Genomic DNA, 24116 nt, shown 5'->3' with positions numbered 1-24116 from the left:
CAATGCGCGCGGAACTCGAACACCCCACTTTCGACGGTGCGTTCTGGAGTTCGATCCTGCACTCGCGGACCTTCTGGATCCCTCAGGATCACGGCGCGCTTCTCGGCACCTTCGCGATCGCCATGCTGTTGCTAACCTCGATGCTGTTGCTGCCGCGGCTGTCCGCCCGCCGGCGCCGGATGTCGGAGCTTCACGGCGATATCTCAGGCAGCACGACGATGATGGATTTCGTGCTGGTCACGCCGATCTTCGTCTTCTTCATGTTCGTGGTCTTTCAGTTCACGATCCTGGCGAAGAACCACCTGTTCACCCACTATGCCGCTTATGCGGCGGCCCGCAGCGCCCGCGTCTATTTCTGCCCGGCCCTGCCGATCACCATCCACAGCTTCATCGGCCCCAAGACCTGCGATAACGACGCCGCAGAGGGCAAGGCCGATCTTGCCGCCCGCCTGGCGCTGATCCCGGCGGCGCCCTACGACCAGCTGAAATGCGTCGGCGCCTGCCAGCCGCCGGAAGAGGCGCTGAAGAGCCTGGCCGACGCCTCGGGCCTCTCGAAGAACTGGCGCGCGATGCGCAACCAGGCCCGCTACATGTTCGACCCGCAGAACGTCACGGTCACCGTCGACCGCGCCCCGATGGCGCTCTTTGCCGCCATCAACCGCTCGCCGCATGTGCCCGTCACCGCCAGGGTCGAAGCGCGTTTCCTGCTGCTCGAATATGCCGGCTGGGTCTTTGCCCGCGGCCAGCGGAAGGACGGGCGCTACTACACGATTTCGACGGCGGAGGTGAACCTGCTATGACACCGTCCTTCATCCATCGCCTGCACCGCGACCAGCGCGGCTTCCTGTCTCCGATCATCCTCTACATGACGATCGCGCTGGCGCTGATGATCGTCTGGATCCTGAACACCGGGCAGATGATCTACGACAAGCAGCGCACCCAGGACACCGCCGATGCCGCCGCCCTCGTCCATGCCGACTGGGAGGCGCGCTATCTCAACATCATGGCGATGAACAATGTCGCCTCCTCGCAGGCCACCGTGGTCATGGCGACGTCGGTCGCCTATCAGCTGACCACCGCGGAACTGGCCCTGCGCTCGGCCGCCATTCTGGCGAAACTCGCCGAATATTCCTTCACCGAGGGCTTCGGGCCGGCGTCGCTCCTGCCGCCGCTGCCGCCGATGCCCTATTGCCCCGGCTGGCAGAAGGTCCCGATCGTCGGCGGCATCATCTACGGCGCTTGCCTGGCGTTCCAGGGGTTCCGGGCAACCGAAGCCACCAAGGCGATCGCCTATACGGTGGCGGCGCAGATCAAATATGATCCCCTGGGTCTGATCAACAAATCGAGCGACATCATCGACGCGATGAATGACCTGAACGATTACCTCGTCGAAAGCTTTCCCGAGCGGGTCGGCAACGACGCCTTGCATCTGGTTCGTTTAAACAAGTCGGATCATGTCGTCTTCCATCCGCCCTGCGAATCCTGCGGCCAGGCCGGGGAAGGCGCCGGAGGCAACCTGCCGGTCGACCGTGACGGCATCAATCCAGCCGCTGCCTATACCGAAATGTGCCTTGCCATGTCCTATGGCACCCAGGGACAGGATCCATTCCTGATGCGCGGCGAGTTCGCCAATCGCGGCTTCCCCAACGGCAAGGGTCCGTTGACGGCAGGCGGCGTCGACGGCAGCCATATCCGCGACTGGGTCAACCATGAGAGCGGCATCGACGATCAGCTGGTCGAGTTCTACATCTTCTATGAGGCGTTCGGCCCGAAATACCTGAGCAAGATCCCGTTCAAGGCGATTATCGAGCAATATGCCGATCTCAGCTGGTGGCAGGAACTGCTGCTCGATGGCAGCTTCTTTGTGGCGGAGGAATTCTTCGGCATCAAATTCGGGGTTGTGAACCCCTTCCAGCTGCCGATCGACGTGCCGCCACGTTATTCCGACAAACAGACGAAGGACGAGAACGACTTCACCCGCAAGTTCGACATGATCTGGAACCAGGTCTGTGGTCCGGCGGGCGGGGCGATCTCGGTGACCGGCGTCAGCCTGCCGCTCCTCTCCTTCCCGAAGCCCTACTGGCTGAAGGGACGCATCCCCTTCAACTTCACGCCCTTCGGCGGCGACCAGCTCTCCGACTACCAGACGCTGGCGATTGTTTCCCGGGCGCCCCGCGCCAGGCTCCAGGTCCGGCTGTTCAAGGACAGGACGCCGTCCGCTTATGCCCTGGCGCAGAGCTGGGTCCACAACTACACCGCCTTCGACCTCTACACGCAGGACTGGCTTGCCTCGCTGGCGCCGGCGACGCTCGCCGACGATATCGGCGCGGTTTCCGGCACGATCAAACAAAGCCCGGCTGCCGACAGTTTCACCGGCCTGACACGCGTCTTCGACAATGGAGGAGCCAATGCCTGGGCTGCCGTCAACACACACTGAGCAAGCGGTCGGCGCTCCGGCCGGCGGCCTCATGATGCGGCTGCATCGCGACCGGCGCGGTCTGGCCTCGATCGAATTCGTGCTCGCCGCGCCGGTCATCCTGCTGATCGTGATCTTCGTCATTCACGCGAACAGGATTTCCACCAAGAAGGTCGCGACCATGCTTGCCATGCGCAACGCCGCCTTCGCCGAGGCGTCCGGCCTCAACTGCACCTCGGATTTCTCGAAGGTTTTCCCGATTCCGGCCTTGCCGGCCCTGCCCGGAGGCGACGCGATCAACTGTTCGCGCACGCCCTCGCATGAAGGCGGCGGCGATCCGCAGCGGACCTTTATCTGGGACGACGTGCAGAACACTCTCAAGGGCAATGGTCGCGACTTCGGCGACATGGTCGGCGAACTCGCCGACGAGAAGCCGCAACTCGTGACCGCGACCGCCGACCGCGTCTACAAGTTCAGGGATTCCGACGATCTCGACACCATCCGCAGCATCCGCTGGAAGGATGCGTTCACGGTGGACGACTCGACGCTGTTTATCTCGCACAACAACGACACCACGCGGCGCGGCTACGACCCGACGCTGCGCCGGGAAATCCGCGATGTGGCCAGCGATTCCGGCGATCTCTTCGACGGCGTCTTTCCGGGGGCGAAGTGACATGGCACAGCGATCGCGCATCTCCGCTCATTTCCTCGGCACGGCGCTGGTCGTCGGGCTCGCCGTAATGGTGGCCACGCCCGGCCGCGCCACGATCTACAAGGATATCCGGGTGACGCTGAATTCGATGCTGGCCGGCATCCTCGGAGCGCCGGAACGGGCGCCGCGCGATCTCGTCATCAACGGCCAGCCGCTCGAGTTCACGCCCTACCAGAGCGATCGCAGCATTTCCGATATTACCGACGAGTGGCTGCGGGTGCTGGCCGCCAATACCCGGCCCGCCATGCCGAAAAGCAGCGACCGGGAGGAACTGACCGCCGTCATCGCCGCCAACATGATGATCGTCCCGAAGGTGAGCCGCATCCGCGACGATCTTGCCGTTGTCGTGCGCTTCTTCGACGGCGACGGTGAGGCAGCCCTCGACTACATGAGACGGCAGGATCTGAACAATCCGACGGCGAGAGCGCCGATTCCGGGCGTTTCGATCATGATCCGCCGGCCTGCAAATGCGCCGAGGACCGAAGTGCTGATGAGCCGCTTCGACGATGTCGCCGCGACGCTGCCGGCCTTCGCCGCCCCTGCCGATGTCGGCAAGCTGCCGCAGTCGCTTCGCCCTCCGGCCGGCGTCGAGGTGCTGAGCGATATCGGCGACCATGACAAGGGTCATATGTCGCGCACCGTCGTGTCGAAGGGCACGCTTGCCGCCGCGCGCTGGTCCGATCAGCGCGCCGACCTGCTCGTCCGCGACGGCTTCACCATCGAAACGCCGCCGGCCGAGCGCGGCGGGGTCACCGCACTTTACGGCCGGCGCGGCAGTGTCGAAGCCAATGTTCTCTACACCAGAAGCAAAACCGACGGCAGGACCGTTGAGGTCATTCAAATCAGGCAACCCTTCTTAGAGGGAATAACACCATGAACTGGAAGCTCATTGCCGCCGTGATCGTCGGGCTGATCACCGGCGTCCTCCTCTACTTCTGGACCGAGAGCGTCAAGAACGAGCAGGTGGCCTATGCCTTCATGCGGCTCCAGCCCGACAAGAAGGTGACGAGAGGACAGGCGATCACCCCGGACATGCTCGCCGAACCGGTGATGCTGCCGGAAAGCTTCGGGGCGCTTGCCAAGCTCGCGGTTCCGGCCGCCAGCGCCTATCAGGAATGGCTGAAGGACCGGACGGCCGCCGCCGACATTCCGGCCGGCTCGGTGCTGCTCTTCCAGTATTTCGACGATACCGACGGCGGCCGCCTGACGACGATGATCGCGCCCGGCAAGCGGGCGCTCACCCTGCCGGTCAACGCCGCCGAGGCGGTCGGCCATTTCGTCGAGCCGGGCAGCTATGTCGACATTCTCGGCACCGTCGACGAACCGGTCGAGCCGGTGGCGCCGCCCGCCGCGACGCAGCCGGGAACGCCCGGGCAGACGCCGTCCGCACCCGGCCAGACGCCCGCCGCGCCGGTCCAGCCGCCCTCGCCGGTCGAGCAGATGCTGAAGAACTATCTCACCCAATATCCCGGCGCCGACGAGAACGACATCAACGCCTACCGGAAGCAGGCGCAGGACTACAAGCTCGGCATCAGCTCGCGCACCCGCGTCGTCACCCGCACCTTCCTCCAGAACGTCAAGGTGCTCGCCGTCGGCGCGGCGACCACGCCGGAAGGTGCGGTCACCAAGGCCAATAGCAGCTATAATCACGTGACGGTCGAAGTGACGCCGTCGGAAGCCGAGATGCTGATCTTCGCCATGGGCCAGGCGAACGGCAGCCTCAACCTCGTGCTGCGCAATCCGACCGACAATAGCGTCGAAGACCTGCCGAGCATCAACTGGACGCGCATGTGATCATTTCGGGGATTGAGCCATGCTGTTGAAGATTTCCTATGAGGACGGCAGCGGGCGGGAGGTGATCCCGCTCTCGGCGAACGAGACCTATTTCGTCGGCGAAAGCAGCACGCTTTCGCTGCCCGCCGGCGCCGGCGTCGTGCGGCTGCGCGGCAGCCACGTGTCGTCGCCGCAATTCGTGCTGCGCAAATCAGGCCAGGGCTGGTCGGTGCAGCATCATGGCCGCAACCCGACGCGGGTCGACGACCAGCCGCTGAGGGCCGGCACGCCGGTGGCGGTTTCGGCCGGCATGTCGATCTGGGTGCCGAATGTCACCATCGAACTCGTCGAGCCGGCGGCGGCGCCGGAAGCGGTGACGCAGTTTCCGGACCAGGAGCGGGTGCTGGCGCTGCAGATGGAAATACATGAGCGATTGCTAAAAGACACGCAATATGACCGGCTGGTGAAATCCTCCGATTTCGGCCGCGAGGAGACGCGCGGCCGCATCCGCGAGCGCCTCGACCTGTTCATCAAGGAGGCGCTTGATGCAGCGCCGCAGGATCTCGTCATCCTCGTCATCAAGAACGCCGTCTACCGGTGGCTGGCAAAACGCATCGCCCGCACCGGACGGCGCGACGGCACGTCGAATGCGGCAAGCCTCGCCCGCGAAGAGCAGGACAACCGCCGGCTCTTCGATGTCGGCAAGGCGCTGATCTCGGCGCTGCAACTGAAGCTGAACTTCGAATCCACCCGTTCCGACTTCGCCCAGCTCGACACCAAGTTCGGCGCCGCCTTCCAGGCCCGCCAAGCCCTGTTCAACGCCGGCGACCGCTACGAGATCGCCCATATGCACCTGCGCTCGAATATCGAGGAGCTGATGTATCGCTGGGGCACGATCTCGGAACTGATGGATCTCGACGTCATCTCGGAAATCATGGTGACGCGGTATGACGAGATCTATGTCGAAAAATTCGGCCTGCTCGAGCGCTATCCCTTCGCCTTCGCCAATGAGCGGCAGCTGATGAAGGTGATCGAGCGCATCGCCGTCGATTCCAACCGCTCGATCAACGAGAGCGAGGCGATGGCCGACTTCCGCATGCCGGACGGTTCGCGCGTCAACGCCGTCATCCCGCCGCTCGCCGTCAAGGGCGCCTGCCTCACCATCCGCAAGTTCGGCGGCAAGTCGCGGCTCGACATCAGCAAACTGGTCGCCGCTGGCGCGCTCAGCGAGCCGATGCGCGCCTTCCTCGAGGCGGCGGTGCGGGCCCGCAAGAACATCGTCGTCTCCGGCGGCACCGGCTCCGGCAAGACGACGCTGCTGAACAGCCTGTCGCAATTCATTCCGGTCGGCGAGCGCGTCGTTGCCGTCGAGGACACGTCCGAACTGCAGCTCGACGGCATTCACGTCGTCTACCTGCAATCGCGGCCGAAGACGGCGGAGAGCGAGACCAGCGTCACCATCCGCGACCTGGTGCGCAACGCGCTGCGCATGCGTCCCGACCGCATCATCGTCGGCGAGTGCCGCGGCGCGGAGGCGATCGACATGCTGCAGGCGATGAACACCGGCCATGCCGGCTCGATGACGACGGCGCATGCCAACACGCCGCAGGACATGATGACCCGGCTTGAGGTGATGGTGCTGCAGGGCCAGAGCTCGCTGCCGGTGACGGCGATCCGCCAGCAGATCGTCGCCGCCGTCGAGCTCGTCGTGCAGCTCAACCGCCTGGAAAGCGGCCGGCGCGCCGTCACCGAGATATCGGAGGTCATCGGCATCGATCCGGACACCGGCCTGATCATCGTCGAGCCGATCTTCAATCTCGTCGGCCGCGCCGGCGGCCAGGCGGTGCATGCCTTCACCGGCTATCTGCCGAGCTTCGTCGCCGAGCTCGTCGCCTTCGGCGAAGACGGCGAGATCAAGAACCTGGATATGTTTGTTTGAGGGTGGAACCATGGACATCAGCATTCTGCAGATCCTGACGATCGCCCTCGGCGCGGTGACGGCGGGACTGCTCGTCTGGGGCGCACCGGTGCAATGGCCGGCGCCGCTGCTGCGCGCCACCGAACGGGATATCGCGCTCGCCAGCGAAGCGGCCCAGGTCTTCGGCCGCGATGCCGTGCCGCCCTATACGATGATCCTCGCCTATGCCATCACCGCCATCGTCGTCTTTGCCCTGATCTCGCTGATCTTCGGGCCGATCGTCGGCATCGTCGTCGCCCTTCCCGTCGCCTTCTTCCTGCCCAAGGCGACGATCCGCTATTTCCTGCAGCGCCGCTGGCTGCAGATCGAATCGCAGCTTCCCTATGCCGTCGACCAGATCGTCTCGGCGGTGCGCACCGGCAAGCCGCTCGCCGTCGCCGTCAATGCGGTCGCCGACACCGGCCAGATGCCGTCCTCGCGCGAGTTCGAGCGCATTGCCCGCGAGCAGAAGCTCGGCATCGGCCTGGTCGAGGCGCTCGACCGCCACGGCCGCACCGTGCCGAGCCTGCATTTCAAGATGGTCGACGCCGCCCTCGGCCTGTTTGCCCGCCAGGGCGGCGACATATCCGAGCCGCTGACGGAAATGTCGAAATCCTTCAAGGAGATCTGGAAGCTCGACCAGAAGATCAGCACCTCGTCGTCGCAGGCGCGGATGAACTTCCGCGTCGTCAATGGCGGCGCGCTGTTCATGATCCTGATGATCTTCTTCGGCCAGCCGGAGCTGATCGACAAGGTGTTCGGCAACGCCATCGGCATCGTTATCGCGATCGTCGGCGCCATTCTCTACGCCACCGGCTTCTTCTGGATGCGCTCGATGATGAAGGTGTCGGTATGATGTCGCAAATCCCGCTCGCCCCGATCATCATCGTCCTTGCCGGCATCACCGCGGCGCTCATCGTCTGGTGGCTCGGCGACCTGCTCGGCAGCATCCAGGTGGTGCGGCGAAAGGCCGGCGGCGACGGGCCGCCGCCGAATATCGTCGACAGCATCGGCATGCGCACGCCCGTCGAATTCGTGCTGAGACACTTCGAGCCGCTCCTCGCCGATTTCGGCGCGCAGCTCGAAAAGAAGCTGATCTATGGCGGCCGGCCCTTCGGCGGCGTGACGGGGCGTGAATATATCGCCCTTCTCATCGTCTTGAGCCTGTTCGGCTTCATCCTGCTCGGTGTGCTGTTCGGCATCGCGAGCGGCAGCATCATCGGCGGGCTGGTCGCCGGCCTGATCCTCGGCTTCATCCCCGCCATCTATTTCTGGGTCGTCGCCGACGACAAGATGCAGGACCGCAAGGAACGCATCTCGCGCGAATTTCCCTATTTCCTCGATCTCGTCGTCATGACGCAGCAGGCGCAGGCGACCCTGCCGGAAAGCCTGCGGCTCTATGCCGAGGCCGCGCCCGGCACCGTGATGAGCGAGGAGATCGAGCAGACACTGAAGGACGTGGCGCTCGGCACCGGCATGATCGAGGCGCTGCAGCGCCTGGAAGCACGCATGACGGCCGAGGAGGTGGTGCGCGTCATCCGCGCCGTCATCCAGGGCGAGGTCGAGGGCAGCAACCGCGTCGAGCTGCTGCGCGAGCATGCGCGCGACCTGCGCTTCCGCCGCTGGGAGAAGGCCGACAGGGCCAGTGAAAAGCTGAAAGCCAAGATCGTCATGCCGGCGATGATGATCGTCGTCTCGATCCTGCTTCTGGTGCTGGCGCCGGCTATCGTCGAGATGATGTCGAGTGGGATGTTCTGATCATGGTGTTTTCCTTCTTTCGCGGCAACAAACCCAGCCTTCTGCAGACCGGCCCCGGCGGCCAGAGCCGCAGCCATGTGCTCGACCGGGCGGAAATGTCGATCGGCCGGGCAGCCAATGCCGATATCGTCGTCGACGATCCCTTCCTGGCGCCGATCCATGCGCGCATCGAAAAGCAGAGCGACGGCGGCTTCATCATCCGCCGCATGGGGCTGAACCCGATCATGCTGCGCGGCGAGGCGCTGCTGCAGACGGCCTCACTGAAAACAGGCGACAGCTTCCGCCTCGGCAAGGATGTCGAATTCCAGTTCGTGGAGAAGGCGCCGACCAAGGAGGCGCCGAAAAAGGAGGCTGCTGCCAAGGCAGACGACGGCAAGCCGAAAAAGCCGCTCTTCAAGCAGCCGGCCTTCCTCGCCGGCATGGGCCTCGTCTACCTCGCGGTCGTCGGCATCATCGGCTATGTGATCCTTTCCGGCGGCGGCAGCACGGAGGCCGGTCCGACGGCCGAGCGCATCAATGCCGAAGCCGCCCGCATTCCGACCTGCATCAAGAACGCCCGGCGGATGCGCCAGGTTTCCGAGCAGAGTTTCAACGGTGCCGTCGGCGGCCGCGTCGGTAGGGACGGCGATGTCACCTATGCCGCACTGGCGCTTAGCACCGAACCCGCCGACGACGCGGCGCTGGCAAAGGCGGCGGAGCCGATCGTCGAGGCCTACAAGCGCACGGCGCTCGCCGCCCTCGCCTCTGAAAACCGCGGCAACAACACGCTGGCCCAGAGCCTCTATCAGCAGACCTACGATCTCGTTCCCGACGTCAACTGCTCGGCCGCGCGTTTTGCGCTGCAGCGCCGCGCCGCCACCAAGCCGCCGGCGCGGCGGTGATTGGCGGTTCGGGGCGCCTCAGGATGAGGCTCTCTTGAAACCCGGCGCTACATTCTCCCACCGCGTGATTTGTATGTGCATCTCCAAGAGCCTGTTATCGGAGCGCGGCATCCTCCAACGTCCCTCACGCCGAGGTGCAAAGCCCGAAACGGCGAAGCCCCGAAGCGCGCCGCAACGCTGCGGCATTATGAGCAAGTGCCACAAGTTTCCGATGAAGGCCGATGTTATCTCCTAAGGGTGCCTCGGGAGCGTCGCGTATGGTCGAAGTCGTAGACGAATTGAAAGCGAACCTGGGTGAGATCGATGCCCGGATCGAGGATCTGCTCAGCACGCCACGCCAGTGGGTTCCAAATTCCGAAACGGACCTTCGAATTAAGCCGTTCTTCCATGGGGCGGCAACAGACCTTTGCGTTGACCGCTTCGCGGCCCCTGTTCCGTTGCAGGCGGCACCCTTGTGAATCGTCGCCATATGACCGTCTCAGTGGTATCATGAACCGGCACGGTCGCGGTGTCGGGCAGCCGGATGGTGCATGTCGCGTCAATCGCCTGGGTTTCAATCGGCGCATCTCCTGAGGGGAGACAGCCATGGCAACCGCAAGAGCAGAGCGGCGGCTGGCCGCGATCCTGGCCGCTGACGTCGTCGGCTATTCCCGCCTCGTCGAACATGACGAGACTGGGACGTTGTCGGCCCTCAAGGTTCTGCGTCGGGAGGTGATCGATCCGCTGCTGGCCGAGCATCAGGGCCGTATCGTCAAGCTGATGGGCGACGGTGCGCTCGTGGAGTTCGGCTCGGTCGTCGATGCCGTCGCGTGCGCGGTCGCCATCCAGAAGGGGGTTGCCGAGAACCAGGCCGATATCCCGACGGAGCGACGCATCGTCTTCCGGATCGGCGTCAATCTGGGTGATGTGGTCCACGAACTCGATGGGGATCTCTACGGCGATGGCGTGAACATCGCGGCCCGCCTCCAGACCTTGGCGGATCCGGGCGGCATTTGCATTTCCGGCACGGCCTACGATCACCTCCCGGGCAAGCTTGACTGCGACTACGAATACCTCGGCGAGCGCGCGCTGAAGAATATGGAAAGGCCGGTGCGACTGTACCGCCCCCTTCAGGAAAGGACGGCCGCAGGAACGGCATCGTTGAGGTCTGCACTTCCGGAGCGGCCATCCATTGCCGTGCTGCCGTTCAACGCCCTGAGCGCCGAACCGGAGCAGGACTTCTTCAGCGATGGGCTGACCGAGGACATCACCACCGCGCTATCCAAGCTCAAGGGCTTCTTCGTGATCGCCCGCAACACGATGTTCACCTACAAGGGAAAGCCCGTGGATGTGCGCGCAATCGGGCACGAACTCGGGGTCCGCTATGTTCTCGAGGGGAGTGTCCGCAAGTCCGGCAACCGGATGAGGGTGACCGCGCAGCTCATCGATGCGGCCTCCGACGTCCATCTCTGGGCCGAGAGGTACGACGGCGACCTCGGCGACATCTTCGCCATTCAGGACGAAATTACCGCAAGCGTCGTCGGCCGCATCGGGCCGGAACTCCTGGCGGCGGAGCATGCTCGCGAAAGCCCCAAGCCGCATCATGGCCTTGATGCCTGGGAATGTGTCGTGCGGGCGGTGTTCCTGTGTTCCCAACTATCTGAGGAGAGCAGCAGGAAGATGCTCCCGCTGCTCGATCGGGCAATCGAACTGGCCCCCGGCTATGCCCAGGCGCTCGCCATGAAAGGTTGGATTACCATGTGGCGCGCGTTCCAAGGGTGGGAGGACATGGGATATGCCTTGGGCCTTGCCAGGGATGTCGTTCAACAAGCCATGGCCGCGGACGATAAGGAACCGTGGACTTACCTTGCGCAGGCGATGATAGCCTTTGGGACGCGCGACAATGTCCTGGCGGTGGCAGCGATCAGCCAGGCTGTCGCGATCAACCCCAACTCCGCGTTTGCACACGGCCAGTTGGGACTTGCGCATGCCAACGGGGGCCGCGCGGCGGACGCCATTCGTTGCATCGACTACGCCCTCAGACTGAGCCCGCGCGAGGCTTTTCTCGGCGACTTTCAGTTTTACTACGCCATGGCTCATTTCCAGGGCGCGAATTACGAACTTGGATTGAGTTACGCACGGGAGGCGCATCGATTGCGGTCCGGCCATGCGGTTCCGCTGATCATTGGCACGGCCTGTGCCGGACTTCTCGACAACCGGGAGGCTGCCATGGACTTGCTCGGACGGCTTAAATCGCTGGTTCCTGATATCTCACGGGACGCGGTCGGAGCAACATCTTCTTTCGTCCGCGCCGAGGATCGGGCGCGTCTGATCGAAGGACTTACCCGTGCCGGCCTGAATTGACGGGTCGGATTGTCCTCGAGAACCGATGGTGGCGTTTGCTACCGAATGCCGCAACGCTGCTTCTTGCAGGTAACAATGGCTGAGCACCCGCCTCGTCCTTCGAGGCCCTCTGCGGGGCAACTCATGATGAGGCTCTCTTGAACCTCGGCGCTGCGGTCCGGCGGGGAGGCCGCTGCACATGCGCAGAGTATCTGGCAGCCGCGCCGACTCTGGCATAAATTGATTTCATCAAGGGAGGCACCATGATGCAGAGGAACGCGCCGGACTTCAGCCTTGAGGGCAAAGTGACTTTGGTAACAGGCGCGAGCCGTGGCATCGGGCGAGCTTGCGCGCTTGCCTGTGCCGCGGCAGGCTCCGATATTGTCTTGGGGGTCCGTGACGTCGCAGCCTCGGCGGACCTGGTCGCCGAGCTCGAGGGCACGGGACGAAAAGTCCTCGCTGTTGAACTGGAAATTCCCAACAAAGCCCATATCGCACAAGCCGTCGACGCGGCGTTGACGACGTTTGATCGGATCGACGTCCTCGTCAACAATGTCGGCGTGGCTCCCGGCAATCTCGCCGAGCTCGTCGAGGAGAAGGACCTCGACGAGATCCTCGATGTCAACGTCAAGGGCACCTTCCTGATGACCCAGGCGGTCGGGCGCCAGATGATCAAGCAGAATGGCGGCCGGATCATCAGCATCAGCTCACAGGCCGGCACCGTGGCCCTGCGCGGCGAGGCCATCTATTGCATGAGCAAGGCGGCCATCAATCACCTCTCGCGCTGCCTTGCGGCCGAGTGGGCACGCTACAATATCACCGTCAACACCGTATCGCCGACTTTCATCCATACGGATGGCACGGCACCCTTTCTATCCGACGCCGCCAATCGCCAAGCGACGCTCGATCACATTCCCCTCGGCCGGATCGGTGAAACCGATGATGTCGTGGGCGCCGTCGTCTTCCTGGCATCGCCGGCTGCGAGCCTGATCACCGGCGCGAACCTGCTGGTGGACGGTGGCTGGTCCGTCGCCTGAGGCAAGGCCACATCGCCGGCAATTGTAATGCGACTTATGGCGCTTTTGGAAGCCGCTGAAGATGCCCGGTAAAAGCCTCCGAGCCGATCCTCGCAGCGGCATCTAGCTGACGATTTCGAAGCAAAAATCAATAAAGGCGCGAACCTTGGCCGGCACATGATGGCGGGAGGTGTAGAAGCAGTGCAACGGAAAGGTCTCATCGGGCCAATCCGGATAGAGAGCGACCAACTGGCCACTGTCAAGATAGGGCTTCATTCCGAGCGAGAAGACCTGGGCAATCCCGATCCCGGCGAGACAGGTGGCAAGGGCCGTACCGGCATCATTGACGAGGATGCGCCCATGCGTTTGGATCGGCACCACCTTCTTTCCGCGCCGCAACTCCCATTCGAAAGGCCTGCCCGTCAAGGGGTCCTCATACTGGATGCAGGTGTGATCGGTCAGGTCGGCAGGCAGCGTCGGCGTGCCATGCCGTGCGAGATAGGACGGCGCGGCAACCGTGATCACCCTCGTGCGAAAGAGTTGCCGGGCAATCAGCGAACTCTTGGCCGGGATTTCGCCGAAGCGCACCGCCACATCCATGCCGTCGGCGACAAGATCGCCGATCTCGTTCCTTGTAACCACCTCGAGCTGAAGATCGGGATAGCGGTCGAGAAAGGTGCCGAGCTTCGGCGCGAGGATCAGCCGCGAAAAATAGGGATCTACATTGATCCGCAGCCTCCCGCGCACCGTCTGCGTCGTCCCGGCCGCATAGGCAGCGGCTTCTTCGATGCCACCGAGTAACGGCACGACCTGCTCGTAGAAACGCGTGCCGTCATCGGTGAGCCTCAGGGAACGGGTCGTCCGCTCGAGCAGCCGCACGCCGATGCGGCTCTCAAGTCGCGCCACCGCCCGGCTGACCCCGGAAGCTGTCAACCCCAGCGCCTCGCCCGCCCGCGCAAAACTGCCGCTCTCAACGACGGCGGCCAGCACGCTGACCCCATTCAGCAATCGTCCGTCGAACATCATCCAATTCCTGATATTTTGTCATGAACTATCTGACAAAAGGGCAATTCAGTCAAAGGCGACTTTGGCGCATCATTCACTCGGCGCGGCGAAAGCCGCTGACAAAAGGAGTCCGATAATGTTTGCTGTCACTGGAATAACAGGTCAGGTCGGCGCCGTGGTCGGCGCGAAACTGATAGATCAGGGTCTTGCTGTCCGTGCAGTCCTGCGCAACGCGGAAAAAGCAGGCGCCTGGCGGGATCGAGGTGCGGAAGTCGCCATTGCCGACATGACGGACGCGGCGGGTCTCGCCCAAGCCTTCGAAGGCGCCGAGGGCGTCTTCCTGCTTCTGCCGCCAAGCTTCGATCCTGCGCCGGGTTTCCCGGAGGTGAAAGCAATCATAGAAGTGCTCAAGACGGCGCTCACAAAGGCGTCACCGAAGAAGGTGGTGTGCCTGTCGACGATCGGCGCGCAGGCAAAGCAGGAGAATCTGCTGAGCCAGCTCGGCCTCGTCGAGCGGGCAATGTCGACACTCCCGATGCCGGTAGCGTTCTTGCGCGCCTGCTGGTTCATGGAGAATTCAGCCTGGGACATCGCGCCGGCAAGGGAGAGCGGCATCATGCCAAGCTTTCTGCAGCCGGTCACCAAACCGGTGCCAATGGTTTCCGTGCGCGATGTCGGCGCAACTGCGGCTGAAATGCTGCAGGAGGACTGGACCGGTAAACGCATCGTCGAGCTTGAGGGTCCGCTCCGCATCACGCCGCTGCAGATGGCGGAGGCCTTCTCTGCCGTGCTCGGCAAGAGGGTCCGTGCCGAGCCGGTGGCAAGGGAGACATGGGAAGCGCTGTTTTTGAACCAGGGCATGCAGAACCCCCGACCCCGTATGCGCATGCTTGACGGCTTCAACGAAGGCTGGATCGAGTTCGAAGATGGCGAGGCCCGATCGCGCAAGGGCACAACGACCTTTGAGACCGCTATCCGCAAACTGGTCGAACGCGGTTGATGAAAACGCCGTGGCGGCTTCAGCGATCCCATGGAGGTCGCCACCTGAAGACGAGGCGCCTGCCCCGGCACAAGTCCCATACGAAGGCGCGTCAGGACGAGTCCCGAACGAGCCCATCTATGTATGTCTGGAGCGAGATCGATCCGCGAATTGAGTCCTCGGGATATTCGGGGCCATCGGCGGTGAGAGCCGTCATCCTGGCATATGAGTGCGCCGCCGCGTCGGAGAAGCCCAAATTGCGGTATGCGTCTTCCCAGGTTTCGCGCGGGATCACCTCGACGCGAACGGCCCGGCCGAGGGCGGCGGCGAAGGCTGCGGCAACGTCATTGGGAGAGTATCGTTCCGGCCCTTCGACTGGGTATATGCCGATCCGGTCGATCGGCTCCCGCAGGAGCTGTGCAGCCACACTTCCCAGATCCTCGGGCGCGACCATCGGCAGCGTGAGGTCGGCCGGGAGCATGGTTGATAGCACCCCGTCCTTCGCGACAGGTTCCACCATCATATCCCAGTTGCTGTAGTAATAGGCTGCGCGGATGACACTGGCGGGAATCGGCTGGCCTCTCAGGCCCGTCTCCAGTTCGTAAAGGACATTGAGATCGCCGCATTGCTCGCCCGGCTGCGCGCCCATGGTTGATTGCGCCACCACCTTCTCCAGCCCGGACCCTTCGATCGCCTCGAGCAGGCAGCACACGGTCTCGCGCTCCTCCCGGTCCGTATCGCTCGCGATGTCAGCGTTCGGGTTCAGCAGGAAGGCCCGCTTCCCGCAGCGGAACACCTTCCTCAACGAGGCCACGTCGTGGACGTCGGCGATCGCCACTTCTGCGCCCCGCTGTCGCCATGCGCCCGCCTTCTCAGGGTTTCGGGTGACGATGGTGACGGCTTCGCCCCCGTCGAGCAGCGTCTTCGCCACTGCTGAGCCAACGCGCCCCGTCCCGCCAACAATGATGTACATCGGTCATGCCTCCCGCAATCATGCCGAGCACAACACTTCGGCGCTGCCGAAGGTTCCATTGCCGTTAGGCGCGCGCAAACCAGAGCGTCAAGCAACGGCGCTATCTTCGCTGCGTATCGAATGGACGGGAGGGCGGCTCCGCAAGGGTGATGCGATTGCCGTCCGGGTCCGCGATCTGGGCAATCCTTCCGTAGTCACCCTCGGATTCACCTGTGAGCGTCACCCCAATCTCTTCGAGCGCTCTGCGGGCTTCATCCATTTTCGGCACCACAATGGTCAGCCTGCCGAAACCAGCATTCTCCTTGTCGAGGAAGATTTGAATATTCGCTCCGGCGACGTTGCGCCATTGGATCAACGCCTCCATCGGACGATCATCGGGCTCCCGGTCAAACAGCTGCGTGTAAAACTTCTCCGCTTTATCCATGTCTGCCGTTGCGAGCGCGGCGTAGATTCCCTGGATCAGCATTGCCATAACTCCCCTTGCTTACCGCCTCCGCGGTAATGAAACAGGACGAGTTGCGTTCCAGATGTGCGTGGATGGCGGCAAAGGCGGCCTGAAGGCCGTGCGCTACTCGGTCAGGCTGGAAAGCAATTCGTCGAGCTGTTCCAACTGCTCCGGCAATGCGACAGCCGAGCCCTGCAGTGCTTCCTCAAGCGCCTCCCTGGTCGGATAGACTTCGTGGAAAACCACAAGTGTCTTCCCGCCCTGGTCTTCGAAGGTCACGGTGGTGATTGCGCCCTCTTCGCCCTCGTCGTTGGTCCAGACGATGCGCTCGTTCGGCGCCACCTCGAGATACTTGCCATAGAAGGCCATGGTATCCGAACCGCCGGCGCCGAATTCCAGCCGATATTTGCCGCCGGTGCGGACGTCCATTTCGCATGATACCAGCGAAATGCCGGGCACCGATTTCGGCACCCACCAGCGCTGGAACAACTCGGGCCGGCTCCACGCCCTGTAAACCGTGCTCGGCGGCGCATCGAATATCCTGGTTACCACGAGTTCGCGATCCCCTCTGCGCTCGACCGACGTGCGGTTCTGCGCGCCACCTGCCCTCTCAACTTGCTCAGTCATCGCTTTCCTCCCGTTTCATTTCGCTGATGATTTCGTCCAATGCTTCGAAGCGGGCCTCGAACAGCCTGCGATGCGCCTCGATCCACTCGGCCTCTGCCTTGAGGCCGCGTTTCCCGAGCTTGCAGGTTCTCACCCGTCCGACCTTCTGCGTGACGACGAGCCCCGCCCGCTCGAGAACCTGGACATGCTTCTTCATGCCGGTCAGCGTCATCTGGAACTTGTCCGCGAGACTGGTGATCGACGCGTCCCCTCGCCCAAGCTGATCGATGATCCCGCGGCGGGTCGCATCCGACAGCGCCGCGAATGAGAGATCGAGAGGAGGACTTTCATACTGAACCATATGGTTCAGTGTATAACCTGCTCGCGCAGGTAGCGCAAGCGTCCCCGAACTTTCCTCGCCGAAGACCGGCCACTCGAGGTCATGCACCGCGGCGGCTGCCGGTGCCTACGAACGGAAATCCAGCTGATCAGCTTTCACGCGGCTTAGCGCACTTCGAACAATGATCGAGCGCTTCGCATCCGATTCAGCTTCAGGACTTTAGGTGAGCTGAGCGAGGATATCGTCGACGACACCCGTAATGCTGCCCGCCGTGTCGATATTGATGCCGACGGGAAGATACTCCCGGGTCTTATGGTAACGGAGCACCAGAGCCCGCTCGGCCGGCTCGAAGCCAGGCTCATCGGGCCGCCCATCCAATCGCCGGTTCAAAGTCTCAACGTCGATGTCGAGCACGAAAACCTTATCGAACAGGTGCAAGAACTTGTGGAAATTGCGCGAGCCGCCACAGAAGAAAGTGACAGGGTGGGTGGTGTCGGCAGCAATGGCCCGGACCTTTTCGGCAGGCCAGATCCAATGCGCGTATCCCCAGACAAGGCGATCGGCGCCTTCAGGTGGTCCCGCGAGTGCCTGGCCTGTCTCGGGGTCGCCCACATATGCCAGGACGCGGTCGCCATGGACAACATGGTAGCCCCGCCGCTCCAGTTCGGAAGCGACAGAGGTTTTTCCAGTGCCCGAACTGCCTTCGATCAAATAGTTCTTGATGCCCATGAGCGCTCTTATCACGGGCTTTGATCCGGTGAGAAGAGTCTCACCGGACGGAGGATGAGCCGGCACGCCCGTCACTATGTCGACATCGATCGGCTTAGCCGAATCGTTCCACCAGGAAATCGATCACCGTCCGCAGCATCGCTGTCGGACGCCGGTTTGGGGCATAGATGAGGTACATCGGCACAGGCCTGTAGGACCATTCCGGCAGCACCTGCTCAAGCCGCCCTTCGGCGATATCGGCGGCGAGCAGCAGTTCCGGCTGAAGCACGATTCCCGCGCCGCTGAGCGCGGCCATGCGCAGTGCTGCGCCCTGATTGGTGGAAAATTTTCCGGAGACCGGCACATCGCGCATTTCGCCGCCCGGCCCGACCAGGTGCCAGCGGTCACGCATGCGCCAATAGGAATGGCCGAGGCAGAGATGGGTCGTCAGATCCTCCGGCAAGGCCGGCCGGCCATGGCGGGCAAGATAACCCGGCGAGGCGGCGAGAATGCGCCGATAGGGCGTGAGTGCGCGGGCGACGAGGCTGCTGTCCGATAGCGGGCCGATGTGGATGCCGAGCTCGAACCCCTCGCCGACGAGATCATGGACATTGTTGTCGAGCGACAGCTCGATGCTGACGTCGGGATAGGCATTCTGGTACTCGATCAGCGCCGGCACCAGGACTTGTGTGCCGAAGCTGACGGGCGCCACCAGCCGAAGCCGGCCGCGCGGCGCCGATTGCAGCTCGCTTGCCGAAGCCTCGGCCAGCGCCACTTCGGCAAGCGCGCGCTTGCAGCGCTCGTAATAGAGCTGGCCGACCTCCGTTAGCTGATGGCGCCGCGTGGTGCGATGGATGAGCTTGGCCCCGAGCCGGGTCTCGATCGTCTTGATGTGCTTGGCTACCATGGCCGGCGACACCCGCGCGATCTCCCCGGCGGCCGCGAAACTGCCATTGTCGATGACCCTGACGAACATCGCCATGCCGGCCAGCTTGTCCATGATTGCCTACTCACAGGTTTCGAATGACGATGCCGGCAGCTTATTTATCAACCTCAGCATTTACAACATAGTCGTGATGCCCGCCGCAAGGCGAAGGACATTGCCAAAAACGAAGGAAAAACATGCCCATTCTTCACCTGCAGATGCATCCCGGCCGCACCGACGAGCAGAAACGCGCCTTCGTGCGCGAAGCAACCAAGGCCGCCGTCGAAACCCTGGCCTGCCCGCCGGAATCGCTGGAGATCCTGATCACGGAGATTGCCAAGGATTCCTGGGGGGTCGGCGGCAAGCTGAAATCCGAGGGCTGAGAGGCCGAAGGAGCGATCGGCGGGCGGCGGGCCATAGCCAGGACCTCGGCTCCGGCCCTGACCGGAACCTTATCGGCTGCCGCATACAACACCTGCAAGCCTCCGGGTAGCCGGCTTCGCCGGCGATTCTGGCTTCTCTTGCATCTGAACCGACCGAGTCTGTCCTAAGAGGGACTCTTCGTTGATGTGGGAGATGGCGGCTTTGCGCCCTCGTTCCGGCCATTAAGATAAGTCGAGCGGAATGTCCAAAGCCGACGCTCCACTAGACGCCTGAGCTACCTCCTGTATGGGCGGCAAGCAGCCATTCCGGCCGCCAAACTATAGTACCTGCTTTGTCGCGCAGCCGAAACAAGCGAGGCTCTTAAAGCCACCGTCTCACGTTCCGCGCGTAGTCGTCGAAAGCCGGGCCGAACTGGCGGCGCATCTTGGCTTCCTCGAAGGGGATGTGGACCCAATTGGCGGTAGCAAACACCAAGAGAGGGGCGGCGAACATAAGAATAGCGCCCGTCGCCACAGCCACACCGAGGCTGAGGACGACGAGGCCCAGATACATGGGATTGCGGGTGAACTGAAAAGGTCCGCCGGTGACCAGCTTGTTGTTGGTTTCCGAGGTGGGATTGACCTGGGTGCCCGCACGTCGGAACAGTATCAAGGCCCAAACTGGAGCAATGAAACTCACCGCGATGAGGCCGATCCCGACGAAGAGGCTATGTACCCAAGGTACGGCGGGCCACCCGGCCAAGTAGCTGGCGCCCGCAGTGAGGATCAAGTAGAGAAGGGCCCATATCGGTGGCGGAAGTTTCAACATATTCGTTCACACTCGCGGAGCGCGACCGGCGCTCTATTGCCGGCACCGGGAGCGACTATAAGGAATATTGCCCCTCAAAGCCATTTGCGGCCGCTATGGGTCGGAAGCGGCCGATCAGCAAAGCGCCCCTTAGTTCGGTCGTAAAGGTCGTCATCGCTGATGCCCGAAAGCGGCCACAGCTCTGTGGCAGCGTAAGTCGCCGGTGCGCCGACACGCGCCAAACCCGACGTCTCTGACGCGCCAATAGCAGTCATGCTCGTATCACGAAGTCACTCAGCCCGAAATCGCAGAGCGTTCATGATCAGCAGGAACGCTGCCGAGTTCTGGCGTCGACTGGGATAGTAGAGATAGTAGCCTGTGAACAACGGGCACCAATCGTCGAGAATCTGGATCAGCTCCCCATGGGCGATCTGACGTTCCACGAGGTTTTCCGGAACGTAGGCGATGCCATAGCCCGCCGTGGCTGCTTCGACTTGGGCTATCGAGCTGTTCAGCGTGATCTGGCCATCGACACGGACACGGAGTTCGCGGCCGTCCTTCTCGAATTCCCATGCATAGAGACCGCCCGATCGGGATTGCCGGGTGTTGATGCAGACATGTTCCACCAAGTCCTGCGGAACTTCGGGAACAGGACGGTTGGCGAAATAGGAGGGCGCGCCGACCGCAACGAGCCGCCAATCGGGACCAATGCGCACGGCAATCATGTCCTTGTCGAGGCTCTCGCCCAAACGAACACCCGCATCAAATCGTTCTTCGACAATGTCCCGGAACCCGTTGTCGATGTTGAGCTCAAGCTTGATATCGGGATACTCCAGAAGAAGCGGCCGCACCTTCGGCCAAACGACAGTCTCCAGTGCGTGGTCCGAAAGTGTGATCCTGACCGCCCCGGCAGGCTTGTCTCGGGCCGACATCAGGTCTTCCAGTTCGCCGTCAAGTTCACGAAGTCGCGGCACGAAGGCCTTGAGCAATCGGTCCCCAGCGTCCGTCGGTGAAACACTCCGCGTGGTCCTCGTCAGCAATCTGACGCCCAACCGTGCTTCCAACTGTTTGATAGTATGACTCAGCGTGGACTGTGATGTCCCCAGCTTTGCGGCAGCCTTGGTGAAGCTCCGTTCCTCGGCCACTGCGATGAAGGACAACATGTCGTTGAGGTCCTGCCGCTCCAACAGGCCAGCTCCTATTCATATTGGCAATCGATAAGTCCTTTCGGATTATGGCACCTTATTCTTGGAATGACCACCGCGTATATTTCGATCGTAACGAAGCAATGATGAGGAAGACGCGAACCAATGGCATTGACTTGCGATCAACAGCCCGTCCGCATAGCAGGGGCCTTGGGTGCGGTGTTTTCGATGGCTTTGGCTGCGTTTGTCCTCATCGCCTCGGAGTTCATGCCTGTGAGCTTGCTGCCGCTCGTGGCTCACGATCTCGCGATCACAGAGGGACAAACGGGACAGGCGATCTCGATCTCCGGGGTGTTCGCCGTACTCACCAGTCTTGTAGTCGCCCACCTGACGCGTCGGCTCGATCGCCGCCTCGTCGCGAGTGGTTTCACATCGCTGCTCGTCGTGTCGGGAACGATCGTGGCGTTCGCGCCAAATTATCCGGTTCTGATGCTTGGCCGGGTCCTGCTCGGCATCGCCATCGGTGGCTTCTGGTCGATGTCGACATCGATCGTCATGCGCCTGGTCTCGGAGAACGAGATCCCGAAGGCGCTCGCCTGGATCAACGGCGGCAACGCACTGGCAGCCACGATCTCCGCGCCGCTGGGCAGTCTGCTGGGTGCATATGTCGGCTGGCGCAGCGCGTTCTTCCTTGTCGTTCCCATCGCGATGCTGGCGCTTGTCTGGCAGTGGGGCAGCCTACCGCCAATGCCGCCTCGGGATCAGAAGTCCGGCGGCAACGTGCTGCGGCTTCTCGCCCGCCGTCAGGTCCTTCTGGGCATGGCTTCGACTATGTTCCTGTTCATGGGCCAGTTCGCACTGTTCACCTACCTGCGGCCCTATCTTGAGACCGCGGGACGCTTCTCCATCGAATCCATCTCCCTCGTGCTTCTGCTGATGGGCCTCGCAGGCGTGCTCGGCACGATCGCGATCGGCAAAGCTTTGCGGACACGCCTGTTCAGCCTTCTTATCGGCATTCCCGCCGTCATGGCACTGCTCGCGATCGGCATGGTCGCACTCACCTCGGCGTCTCTGCTCGTGGCGGCATTGCTGGTTGCTTGGGGTTTCTTCGGCACCGCTGCGCCCGTGGGCTGGGGCACCTGGGTGAGCAGGCACATCTCCGATGACGCCGAAGCTGGCGGCGGACTGAGCGTCGCCGTCATCCAACTCGGCATCACGGCTGGAGCCGCGGGCGGTGGATATCTGTTCGACACCATCGGATGGTGGGGCCCGTTCGCTCTTGCGACCCTCATCTTGGCGGCTTCATCCATTCTCGCGCTTGCCGCCATGCGCAACGCCCGGAGGAACGCCGTATGACATTGCTTCAATTGCATCGCCGAACGGTGTGGGTCGGCAGCCTCGCCACCATGATGTTCCCGCCGTTGGCATTCGGCCAGCAGCGCCGCGACCCCGCCAATCAGGAGGCCACAGATATGAAAGTCCGCTTCAGCTTCGACAGGCACACCGTCAACGCGACCCTCTACGACAATCCCTCGGCACGGGACTTCGCATCGATGCTGCCGCTCGACCTAAAGATCGAGGACTATTCCAACAACGAGAAGATTGCCTACCTGCCACGGAAATTGACGGAGTACGGCAGCGGTCCATTCGGAAACGAACAGCCCGGCGACGTCTGCTATTACGCGCCTTGGGGTGACGTCATCCTGTTCTATGCATCCTATCGCTATTCCAGCGGTTTGATCCGCCTCGGGCGCGTCGACGGCGGGATCGAACCGATGCTGACCCGCGGCGAGTTTCCCCTGCGCATCGAACGCGTCGAATAATTTAAGGAAGGACACGATCATGCGTGCAACAGTTCTCTACAGCCCCGGCGATGTTCGTTGCGTCGAAGTCGCAGAACCCAAGATCATCGAGCCGACGGACGCGATCATCAAGCTTTCGGCGTCCTGCATCTGCGGCTCCGATCTTTGGCCGTATCGCGGACTCCAGCCTGTCAATGAACCCGCCCAGATGGGTCATGAGTATTGCGGTGTCATCGTCGAGGTCGGATCGGCCGTGTCAACGGTGAAGCCCGGCCAGTTCGTCGTCGGCTCTTTCGTGCTGTCTTGCGGCAAGTGCCCCAATTGCCTTGGCGGTTGGCCGTCGTCCTGCGTCAATCGCCAGTTCATGTCTGGCGGGCAAGCGCCGATCGCGCGCATCCCCAATGCCGACGGCACGCTGGTGGCTACCGCCGAGATGCCGCCCGAAGACTTGATACCGAGTCTGCTCGCCGCATCAGATGTACTGGGCACGGGTTGGTATGCCGCGGATGCCGCGCGTGTCCAGCCAGGCTGCACGGCCGTTGTGGTAGGCGACGGCGCGGTTGGCCTCATGGGTGTCCTCGCTGCCAAGCAGTTGGGTGCCGAGCGGATCATCGCGATGAGCCGACACAAGTCCCGCCAGGAACTGGCGCTGGAATATGGCGCGACGCATATCGTCACCGAGCGCGGCGACGAAGGTGCCGCCAAGATTCGGGAATTGACGAACGGCATCGGCGCTGATTCGGTTCTGGAATGCGTCGGCACACAGGAATCGATGATGCAGGCGGTCAACGCGGCTCGGCCGGGCGGCTCAATAGGCTTTGTCGGCGTTCCGCATGGCGTATCACTTGACGGGCAGATGTTGTTCTTCGCTCAGAAGAACCTGCTCGGCGGTCCCGCCCCTGTGCGCCGCTACCTGCCGCAGTTCTTCGACCTGATCCTCAGCCGCAAGATCGATCCTGGCAAGGTGTTCGACCTCGAACTTCCGTTGGAGGACGTCGCCGAAGGCTACAAGGCGATGGACGATCGCCGCGCGATCAAGACGCTGTTGCGCCTCTAGCCCCTTCCGGAAGCCAGCCGGAGGTTCGAGCCCGCTGGCTGCCGACTACGCTCAAGACCAGGATTGCCGATGTGGAGACCTCCCGTTTCCGCACCCGCGCCCTCGTGTCCGGACCAAACCACCCAC

The 24116-nt window shown here is 62.8% G+C and carries 25 protein-coding genes and 1 pseudogene; 17 read left to right on the top strand and 9 right to left on the bottom strand.

Translation table 11 applies throughout. The annotated features are described in order from the left end of the window. Window positions 1–2 precede the first annotated feature (2 nt). The 12 genes from HJB91_RS01150 (at window position 3) to HJB91_RS01095 (ending at window position 12856) form a co-directional block, all read left to right on the top strand. Window positions 3–800 (top strand): TadE/TadG family type IV pilus assembly protein, encoded by a 798-nt coding sequence (locus HJB91_RS01150; RefSeq protein WP_210632638.1) that lies wholly within the window; start codon window positions 3–5, stop codon window positions 798–800. Further along, window positions 797–2437 carry a Tad domain-containing protein gene (locus tag HJB91_RS01145; RefSeq protein WP_210632637.1) on the top strand — a complete coding sequence of 547 codons (1641 nt, stop codon included), beginning with the start codon at window positions 797–799 and terminating at the stop codon, window positions 2435–2437. The genes HJB91_RS01150 and HJB91_RS01145 overlap by 4 nt, the downstream gene beginning before the upstream one ends. Continuing rightward, window positions 2409–3089: a TadE/TadG family type IV pilus assembly protein gene (locus HJB91_RS01140; RefSeq protein ID WP_210632636.1), complete on the top strand. Its 681-nt coding sequence runs from the start codon at window positions 2409–2411 to the stop codon at window positions 3087–3089. The genes HJB91_RS01145 and HJB91_RS01140 overlap by 29 nt, the downstream gene beginning before the upstream one ends. Window position 3090: 1 nt before the next feature. Then, window positions 3091–4005 (top strand): hypothetical protein, encoded by a 915-nt coding sequence (locus HJB91_RS01135; RefSeq protein WP_221153323.1) that lies wholly within the window; start codon window positions 3091–3093, stop codon window positions 4003–4005. Further along, window positions 4002–4922 carry a Flp pilus assembly protein CpaB gene (locus HJB91_RS01130; protein ID WP_221153322.1) on the top strand — a complete coding sequence of 307 codons (921 nt, stop codon included), beginning with the start codon at window positions 4002–4004 and terminating at the stop codon, window positions 4920–4922. Before HJB91_RS01135 ends, HJB91_RS01130 begins: the two co-directional genes overlap by 4 nt. Window positions 4923–4941: 19 nt before the next feature. Next, a complete protein-coding gene (locus tag HJB91_RS01125) occupies window positions 4942–6840 on the top strand; it encodes an ATPase, T2SS/T4P/T4SS family (protein WP_210632633.1) in 1899 nt (632 codons plus the stop codon). Between the two features lie 10 nt (window positions 6841–6850). Further along, the gene (locus HJB91_RS01120) at window positions 6851–7714 is read left to right on the top strand and encodes a type II secretion system F family protein (RefSeq protein ID WP_221153321.1); all 864 of its coding nucleotides are present in this window, start codon (window positions 6851–6853) and stop codon (window positions 7712–7714) included. Continuing rightward, window positions 7711–8616, top strand: coding sequence for a type II secretion system F family protein (locus HJB91_RS01115; RefSeq protein ID WP_221123129.1), 906 nt, complete (start codon window positions 7711–7713; stop codon window positions 8614–8616). The genes HJB91_RS01120 and HJB91_RS01115 overlap by 4 nt, the downstream gene beginning before the upstream one ends. A 2-nt stretch (window positions 8617–8618) precedes the next feature. Next, window positions 8619–9497 (top strand): FHA domain-containing protein, encoded by an 879-nt coding sequence (locus HJB91_RS01110; RefSeq protein ID WP_210632630.1) that lies wholly within the window; start codon window positions 8619–8621, stop codon window positions 9495–9497. Between the two features lie 257 nt (window positions 9498–9754). Further along, window positions 9755–9955: a hypothetical protein gene (locus tag HJB91_RS01105; RefSeq protein WP_097598913.1), complete on the top strand. Its 201-nt coding sequence runs from the start codon at window positions 9755–9757 to the stop codon at window positions 9953–9955. Between the two features lie 127 nt (window positions 9956–10082). After that, on the top strand, window positions 10083–11840 hold the full coding sequence (locus HJB91_RS01100) for an adenylate/guanylate cyclase domain-containing protein (protein WP_097598912.1): 1758 nt from the start codon (window positions 10083–10085) through the stop codon (window positions 11838–11840). 245 nt (window positions 11841–12085) lie between these two features. Next, window positions 12086–12856, top strand: coding sequence for an SDR family NAD(P)-dependent oxidoreductase (locus tag HJB91_RS01095; protein WP_097598957.1), 771 nt, complete (start codon window positions 12086–12088; stop codon window positions 12854–12856). A gap of 102 nt (window positions 12857–12958) precedes the next feature. Here the strand turns inward: HJB91_RS01095 and HJB91_RS01090 are convergent, their stop codons facing one another. After that, on the bottom strand, window positions 12959–13858 hold the full coding sequence (locus tag HJB91_RS01090) for a LysR family transcriptional regulator (protein ID WP_097598956.1): 900 nt from the start codon (window positions 13856–13858) through the stop codon (window positions 12959–12961). A gap of 118 nt (window positions 13859–13976) precedes the next feature. Between HJB91_RS01090 and HJB91_RS01085 the strand changes: the two genes are divergently transcribed. After that, a complete protein-coding gene (locus tag HJB91_RS01085; RefSeq protein WP_210632626.1) occupies window positions 13977–14840 on the top strand; it encodes an NmrA family NAD(P)-binding protein in 864 nt (287 codons plus the stop codon). Between the two features lie 91 nt (window positions 14841–14931). On the opposite strand, the gene HJB91_RS01080 is transcribed toward HJB91_RS01085, so the two are convergent. The 6 genes from HJB91_RS01080 to HJB91_RS01055 form a co-directional block, all read right to left on the bottom strand. Continuing rightward, a complete protein-coding gene (locus HJB91_RS01080; RefSeq protein ID WP_221153320.1) occupies window positions 14932–15792 on the bottom strand; it encodes an NmrA family NAD(P)-binding protein in 861 nt (286 codons plus the stop codon). Window positions 15793–15892: 100 nt separating this feature from the next. Beyond that, window positions 15893–16258 carry a VOC family protein gene (locus HJB91_RS01075; RefSeq protein ID WP_097598955.1) on the bottom strand — a complete coding sequence of 122 codons (366 nt, stop codon included), beginning with the start codon at window positions 16256–16258 and terminating at the stop codon, window positions 15893–15895. A 102-nt stretch (window positions 16259–16360) separates the two neighbouring features. After that, a complete protein-coding gene (locus HJB91_RS01070) occupies window positions 16361–16864 on the bottom strand; it encodes an SRPBCC family protein (protein ID WP_097598909.1) in 504 nt (167 codons plus the stop codon). Further along, window positions 16857–17204: a helix-turn-helix transcriptional regulator gene (locus HJB91_RS01065; RefSeq protein ID WP_221123148.1), complete on the bottom strand. Its 348-nt coding sequence runs from the start codon at window positions 17202–17204 to the stop codon at window positions 16857–16859. The genes HJB91_RS01070 and HJB91_RS01065 overlap by 8 nt, the downstream gene beginning before the upstream one ends. A gap of 198 nt (window positions 17205–17402) precedes the next feature. Next, complete coding sequence (locus tag HJB91_RS01060; protein WP_221123124.1) at window positions 17403–17912, bottom strand: nucleoside kinase; 510 nt, start codon at window positions 17910–17912, stop codon at window positions 17403–17405. Between the two features lie 94 nt (window positions 17913–18006). Beyond that, window positions 18007–18891 (bottom strand): LysR family transcriptional regulator, encoded by an 885-nt coding sequence (locus tag HJB91_RS01055; RefSeq protein WP_221123122.1) that lies wholly within the window; start codon window positions 18889–18891, stop codon window positions 18007–18009. A gap of 110 nt (window positions 18892–19001) precedes the next feature. Between HJB91_RS01055 and HJB91_RS01050 the strand changes: the two are divergent. Continuing rightward, window positions 19002–19199: pseudogene (locus HJB91_RS01050) on the top strand (4-oxalocrotonate tautomerase); the annotation flags it as partial. Window positions 19200–19560: 361 nt separating this feature from the next. Here the strand turns inward: HJB91_RS01050 and HJB91_RS01045 are convergent. Together HJB91_RS01045 and HJB91_RS01040 are read right to left on the bottom strand one after the other, a co-directional pair. Next, window positions 19561–20007, bottom strand: coding sequence for an isoprenylcysteine carboxylmethyltransferase family protein (locus HJB91_RS01045; protein ID WP_221144931.1), 447 nt, complete (start codon window positions 20005–20007; stop codon window positions 19561–19563). Window positions 20008–20276: 269 nt separating this feature from the next. Beyond that, window positions 20277–21173 carry a LysR family transcriptional regulator gene (locus tag HJB91_RS01040; RefSeq protein WP_221153319.1) on the bottom strand — a complete coding sequence of 299 codons (897 nt, stop codon included), beginning with the start codon at window positions 21171–21173 and terminating at the stop codon, window positions 20277–20279. 123 nt (window positions 21174–21296) lie between these two features. Between HJB91_RS01040 and HJB91_RS01035 the strand changes: the two genes are divergently transcribed. Genes HJB91_RS01035 through HJB91_RS01025 form a run of 3 tightly spaced genes read left to right on the top strand, consistent with a single transcriptional unit; the run spans window position 21297 to window position 23990 of the window. Continuing rightward, window positions 21297–22487 carry an MFS transporter gene (locus tag HJB91_RS01035; protein WP_221153318.1) on the top strand — a complete coding sequence of 397 codons (1191 nt, stop codon included), beginning with the start codon at window positions 21297–21299 and terminating at the stop codon, window positions 22485–22487. Beyond that, entirely contained in the window at window positions 22484–22954 is a 471-nt protein-coding gene (locus HJB91_RS01030; protein ID WP_221153317.1) for a cyclophilin-like fold protein, read from the top strand. Before HJB91_RS01035 ends, HJB91_RS01030 begins: the two co-directional genes overlap by 4 nt. Before the next feature lie 19 nt (window positions 22955–22973). Continuing rightward, complete coding sequence (locus HJB91_RS01025) at window positions 22974–23990, top strand: zinc-dependent alcohol dehydrogenase family protein (RefSeq protein WP_221153316.1); 1017 nt, start codon at window positions 22974–22976, stop codon at window positions 23988–23990. Window positions 23991–24116 lie beyond the last annotated feature (126 nt).

The sequence above is a fragment of the Rhizobium sp. NLR10b genome (assembly GCF_019685435.1).
Taxonomy (GTDB): domain Bacteria; phylum Pseudomonadota; class Alphaproteobacteria; order Rhizobiales; family Rhizobiaceae; genus Rhizobium.
The sequence above is the reverse complement of the archived record's forward strand: the minus strand, read 5'-3'. Positions and strand labels throughout refer to the sequence as shown.

Coding starts and splice junctions, on each gene's coding strand:
- HJB91_RS01140 (WP_210632636.1), top strand. CDS start 2,409: ATGCCTGGGCTGCCGTCAACACACACTGAGCAAGCGGTCGGCGCTCCG.
- HJB91_RS01090 (WP_097598956.1), bottom strand. CDS start 13,858: ATGTTCGACGGACGATTGCTGAATGGGGTCAGCGTGCTGGCCGCCGTC.
- HJB91_RS01105 (WP_097598913.1), top strand. CDS start 9,755: ATGGTCGAAGTCGTAGACGAATTGAAAGCGAACCTGGGTGAGATCGAT.
- HJB91_RS01075 (WP_097598955.1), bottom strand. CDS start 16,258: ATGCTGATCCAGGGAATCTACGCCGCGCTCGCAACGGCAGACATGGAT.
- HJB91_RS01035 (WP_221153318.1), top strand. CDS start 21,297: ATGGCATTGACTTGCGATCAACAGCCCGTCCGCATAGCAGGGGCCTTG.
- HJB91_RS01145 (WP_210632637.1), top strand. CDS start 797: ATGACACCGTCCTTCATCCATCGCCTGCACCGCGACCAGCGCGGCTTC.
- HJB91_RS01095 (WP_097598957.1), top strand. CDS start 12,086: ATGCAGAGGAACGCGCCGGACTTCAGCCTTGAGGGCAAAGTGACTTTG.
- HJB91_RS01030 (WP_221153317.1), top strand. CDS start 22,484: ATGACATTGCTTCAATTGCATCGCCGAACGGTGTGGGTCGGCAGCCTC.
- HJB91_RS01125 (WP_210632633.1), top strand. CDS start 4,942: ATGCTGTTGAAGATTTCCTATGAGGACGGCAGCGGGCGGGAGGTGATC.
- HJB91_RS01060 (WP_221123124.1), bottom strand. CDS start 17,912: ATGGGCATCAAGAACTATTTGATCGAAGGCAGTTCGGGCACTGGAAAA.
- HJB91_RS01150 (WP_210632638.1), top strand. CDS start 3: ATGCGCGCGGAACTCGAACACCCCACTTTCGACGGTGCGTTCTGGAGT.
- HJB91_RS01080 (WP_221153320.1), bottom strand. CDS start 15,792: ATGTACATCATTGTTGGCGGGACGGGGCGCGTTGGCTCAGCAGTGGCG.
- HJB91_RS01120 (WP_221153321.1), top strand. CDS start 6,851: ATGGACATCAGCATTCTGCAGATCCTGACGATCGCCCTCGGCGCGGTG.
- HJB91_RS01135 (WP_221153323.1), top strand. CDS start 3,091: ATGGCACAGCGATCGCGCATCTCCGCTCATTTCCTCGGCACGGCGCTG.
- HJB91_RS01110 (WP_210632630.1), top strand. CDS start 8,619: ATGGTGTTTTCCTTCTTTCGCGGCAACAAACCCAGCCTTCTGCAGACC.
- HJB91_RS01025 (WP_221153316.1), top strand. CDS start 22,974: ATGCGTGCAACAGTTCTCTACAGCCCCGGCGATGTTCGTTGCGTCGAA.
- HJB91_RS01070 (WP_097598909.1), bottom strand. CDS start 16,864: ATGACTGAGCAAGTTGAGAGGGCAGGTGGCGCGCAGAACCGCACGTCG.
- HJB91_RS01085 (WP_210632626.1), top strand. CDS start 13,977: ATGTTTGCTGTCACTGGAATAACAGGTCAGGTCGGCGCCGTGGTCGGC.
- HJB91_RS01055 (WP_221123122.1), bottom strand. CDS start 18,891: ATGGACAAGCTGGCCGGCATGGCGATGTTCGTCAGGGTCATCGACAAT.
- HJB91_RS01065 (WP_221123148.1), bottom strand. CDS start 17,204: ATGGTTCAGTATGAAAGTCCTCCTCTCGATCTCTCATTCGCGGCGCTG.
- HJB91_RS01115 (WP_221123129.1), top strand. CDS start 7,711: ATGATGTCGCAAATCCCGCTCGCCCCGATCATCATCGTCCTTGCCGGC.
- HJB91_RS01100 (WP_097598912.1), top strand. CDS start 10,083: ATGGCAACCGCAAGAGCAGAGCGGCGGCTGGCCGCGATCCTGGCCGCT.
- HJB91_RS01130 (WP_221153322.1), top strand. CDS start 4,002: ATGAACTGGAAGCTCATTGCCGCCGTGATCGTCGGGCTGATCACCGGC.
- HJB91_RS01045 (WP_221144931.1), bottom strand. CDS start 20,007: ATGTTGAAACTTCCGCCACCGATATGGGCCCTTCTCTACTTGATCCTC.